This is a genomic window from Hydrogenophaga sp. FW305-3-2-15-A-LB1 (assembly GCF_058787875.1).
This window is the reverse complement of record NZ_JBYTAE010000090.1, coordinates 20,499-27,132: the sequence shown is the minus strand read 5'-3', so window position 1 is coordinate 27,132 and position 6,634 is coordinate 20,499. Positions and strand designations below refer to the sequence as shown.

Genomic DNA, 6,634 nt, shown 5'->3' with positions numbered 1-6,634 from the left:
AAGCGGGGGCGGGAGGGCAGGTGGCATGATACCGGGATGACCCTGAAAGAGCGCCTGCGGGCCCTTGAAACCCTGGCGCGCGCGCTGTGGCGCGACGCCCTGAATTTTCCGTGGCGCACCACGGCGCTGACGCTGCGCGAGCGCTTCCGGGAAGACCGGCTGGGCATCACCGCCAGCTCGCTGACCTTCACCACCACCATCTCGCTGGTGCCGCTGTTCACCGTCGCGCTGGCGATCTTCAGCGCCTTCCCGATGTTCGACCGCCTGCAGGTCACCCTGCAGCGCTGGCTGGTGCAAAGCCTGGTGCCGCCCGACATCGCCAAGCAGGTGTTCAGCTACCTCAACCAGTTCGCCAACAAGGCCGGGCAGATGGGCTGGGCCGGCGCGCTGGTGCTGCTGGTGACCGCGCTGGCCCTGATCCTGACCATCGACCGCAAGCTCAACGACATCTGGCGTGTGCGCCAGCCGCGTTCGCTGACCCAGCGCGTGCTGGTGTACTGGGCCGTGCTCACCCTGGGCCCGCTGCTGCTGGCGGGCAGCCTGGCGGCCACCTCCTACGCCGTCACGGCCTCGCGCGGCGTGGTCTCGGGCCTGCCTGGCGGCGTGCGTTTCCTGCTGGATGCCGTGCAGTTCGCGCTGCTCACCGGCGGCCTGGCCGCGCTCTACCGCTACGTGCCCAACACCCGGGTGCGCTGGAGCCATGCGCTTTCGGGCGCCCTGTTCGTGGGCGTGGGGCTGGAGCTGGCCAAGAAGGTGCTGGCCTGGTACCTGGCCCAGGTGCCCACCTACTCGGTGGTCTACGGCACCTTTGCCACCGTGCCCATCCTGTTGGTGTGGTTCTACGTCGCCTGGGTGATCGTGCTGCTGGGGGCGGTGGTCGCCGCCTACCTGCCCAGCCTGCTCTCGGGCATCGCGCGGCGCAGCGACACGCCGGGCTGGAGCTTCCAGCTCGCGCTGGAATTGCTGGAACAGCTGCACACGGCGCGCGACAGCGCGCCCAAGGGCCTGAGCCTGGAGGCCCTGGCCCAGGTGCTGCGGGTGGACGCGCTGCAACTCGAAGAGCCGGTGGCCGTGATGGTCAAGCTGGACTGGCTGGGCCGGCTCGACGAGGACGGCGAGCGCTACGTGCTGCTGATCGACCCGGCCATGACGCCGGTGGCCCCGCTGGTGGAGCGGCTGCTGCTCGCGCACCAGCCGCACACCGCGCGCTTCTGGTCCGAGAGCCGCTGGATGGACCTCTCGGTGGCGCAGGCCGTCTCGACCACACCGGCCCTGGCCGGCGGCTCGAGCGAGGCCGTGGGGGAGGCTTCGGTCGCGTCGGGGTGACGCCCGCGCTCAATCGACGGCGAACGGCGCGCGCAGAAAGCCGCGAAAGCGTGCTCGGCCGCCGCGCGTGGGCTCCTCGATGAGACGGTAGCCCGGGAAGCGCCGCAGGAAGCGGCCGATGGCGATGCGCCCCTCCAGCCGCGCCAGGCTCAGGCCGGCGCACTGGTGGATGCCGAAGCCGAAGGCCAGGTGCTTGTTGCCTTCGCGCGCCAGGTTCAGCACCTCGGGGTCGGCGAACTGCGCCGGGTCGCGGTTGGCCGCGCCGATGCACAGCGTCACCAGCGTGCCGGCCGGCAGGTCCACGCCGCCGACCTGGGTGTCCTGGATCGCGCGCCGGTTGCCGAGCTGGTTGGACGACTCGAAGCGCAGGAATTCATCGACCGCGCGGCCGAGCACGGCTTCCTCGGCGGCGGCGTCGCCCGCCGTGGCCTGCAAATCGCGCAGCAGGCCGGCACGGGCCTCGGGAAACTCCTGCAGCGAGATCAGGCCGTTGCCGATCAGGTTGGTGGTGGTTTCGTGGCCCGCGTTGAGCAGGAAGATGCAGTTCTGCAGCAACTCCACCTCGCTGAGCTGCTCGCCGCTGGCCTCGCCCTGGATCAGGCGGGTGAGCACGTCGCGCTCCGGGTCGCCCGGGCGCTGGCGGCGCGCGGCCACCAGGGTGCGCAGGTAGGCGGTCATCTCGGTCACGGCCTGGTTGCCGCTGGCCTGCTGCTGGGGCGTGAGCGTGGGTTCCAGCGCGCCCAGGATGGCGAGCGACCAGGCGCGCAGCGGGCCCCGGTCTTCGTGCGGCACGTCCAGCAGGTTGCCGATGATCTCCACCGGGATGGCCGAGGCGAAGTCCTCGATCAGGTCACCCCCGCGGCGCGCGTCCAGCTCGTCGAGCAACTGGTCCACCAGCGCGATGAGGCCCGGCTCCATCTCGGCGATGGCGCGGCGCGTGAGCGCGCCCATGATGAGCCGGCGCACGCGCGTGTGCAGCGGCGGGTCGTTGAACACCAGGCTGGTGGTGTGGTGCTCGAACAGGGCCGAATTCGCGCCGTACTTGGGCGCGAACTCCACGTGCTTGTCGGAGCTGAAGGCCTGCGCATCGCGGTACACCGCCATCAGGTCGGCGCAGCGGGTGAGGAACACCGAGCCGTCGGGCATGCGGCGCACCGGCTGGCTCTCGCGCAGCGCGGCATAGACCGGGTAGGGGTTGGCCAGAAAGTCGGCGGGCAGGGCGCGCAGGTCGAAGTGGGCGGCGATCTCCTGCGCGCGCGCAGCGGTCATGGGCGGTGTGATCGGAGGCGTCATGGTTCGCGCATTGTGGCAGCGCGAAAGCATGGACGAAATGGGCTTGCAATCGCGAGGCGGCGGCGTAGCATGGGTCGCGCCCTTGTCCACCTGAGGAGTTGCCATGTTCCAGCGTCCCCTGCGCGGCGTGCTGATCGCTGCGATCCTGCTCTTCGTGCTGGTCGTTGCCCTGCTCGCGGCGCTGCCGCTGCGGCCGGCCTCGGCCCAGTCCAAAAACATCATGGAGGCGCCGGCCTGCCAGTGTTCGGCACCGACGTCCGTGGTGGCGGGCGGCACCCGCCTCGTGCACTGCGTCTGCGGCGGCATGTCCTGCGTGATGAGCGTGCCGCCCAGCAGCGGCAAGGACACAGGCCAGCTGCAGTGCGTCAAGTAGCCGGCGCGTCCTTTCCCGTGGCCTCCTGCAGCAGCCAGTCGCGGAAGGTGGCCAGAGGTGGCAGGTGGTTCTTGCCCTCGGGGTAGGTGAGGTAGTAGCCGGCCTCGCCCACCATGTCCTTGGAAAAGGGGGCCGCCACGAGCCCTGCGTCGATGTCGTCCTGAACCACGCAACGGGGCACCAGGCCCAGGCCCATGCCCGCCATCACCGCGCGCACGATGGAGGTCACCTGATCGAGCTTGGGGCCTTGCATGAGCGCCGGGTGAGAGACGCCGTGCAGCTCACACCACCGCGGCCAGGCACCCGGTTCGGCGGGATGCTGAAGCAGGGCGTGCAGGGCGATGTCGCGCGGCCTGCGCAGGCGCGACGAGGCCGGCAGGCGCGGCGGGGCAATGACCACGTACTCATGGCCGGCGATGTAGTGGGAGCTTGCTCCAGGCCAGGTGCCGTTGCCATAGAGAAGCGCGCAGTCCAGATCGGGGTCGGGGGATGCGCCTCGGTTGAAGGGCACGAAATTCAGGAATACCTCAGGATGCTGTGCCAGGAACCGGGGCAGGCGGGGGATCAGCCATTTCGCCCCGAATGTCGGGGTGCTCATCACGTTCAGAACACCCCCGCGCCCTCGCAGCGTCATGACGCCCAGCGTCGCCTGCTCCAGTTGTCCGAGTGCCGCATCCACCCCCGGCAGGTAGCGATGCCCCGCAGGAGAAAGGTGAAGGCGCCCTCGAATCCGGTCGAACAGGGCCACCCCCAGCGAGGCCTCCAGCTCCAGGAGCTTCTTGCTCACGGCACCTTGCGTGAGGTGGAGTTCCCTCGCGGCGGCCGAGATGGATCCGTGGCGGGCGGTGGCGGAAAACGCTTGCAGCAAGTGAAGGGCTGGCAGCCTCATGGTATTTCCATAGGGAATGGGTGCATGCGGATTATTCGATTTACCGCCATGGGCCGCAAGAACAGAATTCTTCCAGCACAACGATGGAGACACGACCATGAAGACCCTTCACCGATGGACTCTGGCCATCGCGGCCCTGTTGGGGGCAACCGTCACTGCCCTGGCCGATCCGGGCTATCCCAACCGGCCCGTCACCCTGTTGGTCGCGTATCCGGCCGGTGGTTCCACCGACACGGTGGCCCGGAAGTGGGGCGAAGAGCTTGCCAAACAGCTTGGGCAACCGGTGGTGGTCGAGAACATGGGGGGCGCGGGCGGCATGATCGGCGCGAAGCGGGTGGCGCAGGCCGCGCCCGATGGCTACACGCTCTTGCTGGGGGCGGTGAACGAGGTGGTGCTGAGCCCGTTGACCAACCGAAATCCGCCCTACAAGACCGCCAGCTTCAAGACCGTGGGCATCCTGGGCGCCTCTCCGGTCGTGCTGTTGACCGGCAAATCCAAACCGCACCGATCGCTGAAGGACATCGCCCAGGCCAGCGCACCCGGCAAGGCCAGCCTGACGTATGGCACGCCGGGTCGAGGCACCTTTCAGCACATCGTGATGCACTCGCTGGCGTCTCGGCTGAAGTCGGACTTGCTGCACGTTCCCTACAAGGGGGGCGCGCCCTTCATCGCGGACCTCATCGGTGGCCAGATCGACCTGATCCTGCTGCCCACGGTCACGGCGGTGCCGCAGTTGTCGAGCGGCCAGATGCAGGCGGTGGCGGTGTCCTCGTCTTCGAGGATGGACCTGGCTCCGACGGTCCCCACTTTTGCCGAGAGCATGCCCGAGCTTCGTGATGTCGATTTCTCGATCTGGGTGGGCCTTTTTGCGCCGCAGGGCACGCCACAGGCGGTGGCCGAGCGCCTCAACCAGGCGCTGCGCGAGGCGCATCGCTCGGAGTCGATCCAGTCGTTCGTTCGCGCCAGCGGCATGGCGGTGCCCGCCGCTGGCCTGGATTTCGCCGGGGCGCAGCGTTTTCTCGATGCCGAGGAGCGCAAGTACCGGGCGATCGTGCCAGGCATGAAGCTGGAAGACTGAAGGGGGTCCGTTGCCATGAGCTTCGTCCAGGCCCAGGGTTGCCGCATCTACCATGAGCGCCACGGTCAGGGACCGGCGCTGGTCTTCTGCCATGGCGCGGGGTCCAATGCCGCGACCTGGTGGCAGCAGATTCCTTTTTTCTCGAGCCGTTTCACCTGCCTGACCCTGGACTGCCGCGGTTTCGGCCGGTCGCTGGCACGCCCCGACTCCCTGACATGGGACGCGCTCACCAGGGATCTTCTGGCGGTGCTCGACGCCGAGCGCATCGATCGCGCGGCCCTGGTCTGCCAGTCGTTGAGCGGGGGCGTGGGGCTGCGCCTTGCGCTGGCGCACCCCGATCGCGTGTGGGCCCTGGTCTCGAGCGGTTCGCCGCTGGGCATCGATGCGCCCGAGGTGCTGGCGTGCGTCGAACGTTACCTGGGCACGTCGGACAGCCGGCAGGTCGAGCAACGCGCATTGGCGCCCGCATTCCGCGCATCGGAGGCGGCCCTGGCCTTCCTGTACCAGCAGATCAACGCCTTCAACCCACTGGTGTCCGGCGACTTGACGGCCGAGCTCAAGCGCCGGCTGCAGGCCTTGAACCACCCGGATGCCCTGATCGGATGCGAGCGCCTCGCAGAAGTCGCCTGCCCCGTGCTCCTGGTCTCGGGGGTGCACGATCCCTTGGTGCCCCCGGAACTTGCCCGGTCGATCGCGGCGCTTTTCCCGAACGCGCGGGCCATCGAGATGAACGCCTGTGGGCATTCGCCGTACTTCGAACGCCCTGCGGAGTTCAACGCACAGGTGGGCCGCTTTCTGCGGTCGTGCCTGGGTGGGGCGCCTGCCGACCCGGTTGCCGAAACGGGCGCCTGTTCTTAAACCCGGAGGAAATCGCGGATCGCGAACAGCGTGGCGTCGGGCGTCTCGGTCATCTGGTGGTGGCCCACCGGCAGCGTGGCGATGCTCACCGCCTTGCCGGCCGCGCGCGCGGCCTGCACCAGCACCTGCGCGGCCTTGGGGTTGGTCATCTGGTCCAGCCCGCCGAGCACGAACAGCACCGGGCAACTGATCTGCGCGATGGCCGCTTCGCCGCCGGCATAGCGGTCGCAGGCCACGAAGCCACGGTGGAACACGTTGACCTGAGGGTTGCTGCGCAGCACGCGCCGACCCAGCGCCATGCTGGAGCCGTAGACCCAGGTGCCCGGGCCGAGCGCCGAGGGCGGCGCGGCCAGGGTGCTGCGGCTGAACACGTTCACCATCGTGAGCGCCTTCTCCGGCTCGTTGAGCGAGGCTTCGATCAGCGCGGGCGAAACCTTCATGGGGTAGGCCGTGCCCACCAGCACCAGGTGGCTCACGCGCTCCTTCAGGCGCGCGGCCGATTCGAGCGCGATCAGCGAGCCCCAGCTGTGGCCCACCAGCGCGGCCTTCTGCACGCCGGCGGCGTCGAGCAGGGCGGCCACGAAGCCAGCCGCGTCTTCCACCGAGGCGGGCGCTTCGCCCTCGCTCTTGCAGTGGCCGGGCAGGTCCACCGCGAGCACGTTCCAGCCGTGGTGGGCCAGGTAGCGGCTCTGCAGGATCCAGACGCTGTGGTCGTTGATCACGCCGTGGAGGAACACCACGGTGGGCTTGGCGGCATCGAAAGGCTTGCCGCCGGTGTAGCAGTAGGTGCTGGCGCCGTTGACTTGCAGGTACATGG

General features: G+C 69.0%; 7 protein-coding genes. 4 read left to right on the top strand and 3 right to left on the bottom strand.

Going from position 1 to position 6,634, the window contains the following annotated elements; translation table 11 throughout:
- The first annotated feature begins 36 nt into the window (after nt 1-36).
- Nucleotides 37-1,326, top strand: a complete 1,290-nt coding sequence (locus tag AC3WPZ_RS23340) for a YihY family inner membrane protein (RefSeq protein WP_382159043.1) — start codon at nt 37-39, stop codon at nt 1,324-1,326.
- Nucleotides 1,327-1,335: 9 nt separating this feature from the next.
- Here the strand turns inward: AC3WPZ_RS23340 and AC3WPZ_RS23335 are convergent, their stop codons facing one another.
- Nucleotides 1,336-2,595, bottom strand: coding sequence for a cytochrome P450 (locus AC3WPZ_RS23335; protein ID WP_492441784.1), 1,260 nt, complete (start codon nt 2,593-2,595; stop codon nt 1,336-1,338).
- Nucleotides 2,596-2,722: 127 nt separating this feature from the next.
- On the opposite strand from AC3WPZ_RS23335, the gene AC3WPZ_RS23330 reads away from it, so the two are divergent.
- Nucleotides 2,723-2,992 (top strand): hypothetical protein, encoded by a 270-nt coding sequence (locus tag AC3WPZ_RS23330; RefSeq protein ID WP_291114781.1) that lies wholly within the window; start codon nt 2,723-2,725, stop codon nt 2,990-2,992.
- Here the strand turns inward: AC3WPZ_RS23330 and AC3WPZ_RS23325 are convergent.
- The gene (locus AC3WPZ_RS23325) at nt 2,985-3,881 is read right to left on the bottom strand and encodes a LysR substrate-binding domain-containing protein (protein ID WP_492432435.1); all 897 of its coding nucleotides are present in this window, start codon (nt 3,879-3,881) and stop codon (nt 2,985-2,987) included. The two genes, AC3WPZ_RS23330 and AC3WPZ_RS23325, sit on opposite strands and share 8 nt — an antisense overlap.
- Nucleotides 3,882-3,978: 97 nt before the next feature.
- Here AC3WPZ_RS23325 and AC3WPZ_RS23320 point away from each other — a divergent pair, with 97 nt between their 5' ends.
- Together AC3WPZ_RS23320 and AC3WPZ_RS23315 are read left to right on the top strand one after the other, a co-directional pair.
- A complete protein-coding gene (locus AC3WPZ_RS23320; protein ID WP_382323951.1) occupies nt 3,979-4,959 on the top strand; it encodes a Bug family tripartite tricarboxylate transporter substrate binding protein in 981 nt (326 codons plus the stop codon).
- Nucleotides 4,960-4,974: 15 nt separating this feature from the next.
- Nucleotides 4,975-5,817, top strand: a complete 843-nt coding sequence (locus AC3WPZ_RS23315; protein ID WP_492441782.1) for an alpha/beta fold hydrolase — start codon at nt 4,975-4,977, stop codon at nt 5,815-5,817.
- On the opposite strand, the gene AC3WPZ_RS23310 is transcribed toward AC3WPZ_RS23315, so the two are convergent.
- Nucleotides 5,814-6,632: an alpha/beta fold hydrolase gene (locus AC3WPZ_RS23310; protein WP_492441780.1), complete on the bottom strand. Its 819-nt coding sequence runs from the start codon at nt 6,630-6,632 to the stop codon at nt 5,814-5,816. The two genes, AC3WPZ_RS23315 and AC3WPZ_RS23310, sit on opposite strands and share 4 nt — an antisense overlap.
- Between the last annotated feature and the right edge of the window lie 2 nt (nt 6,633-6,634).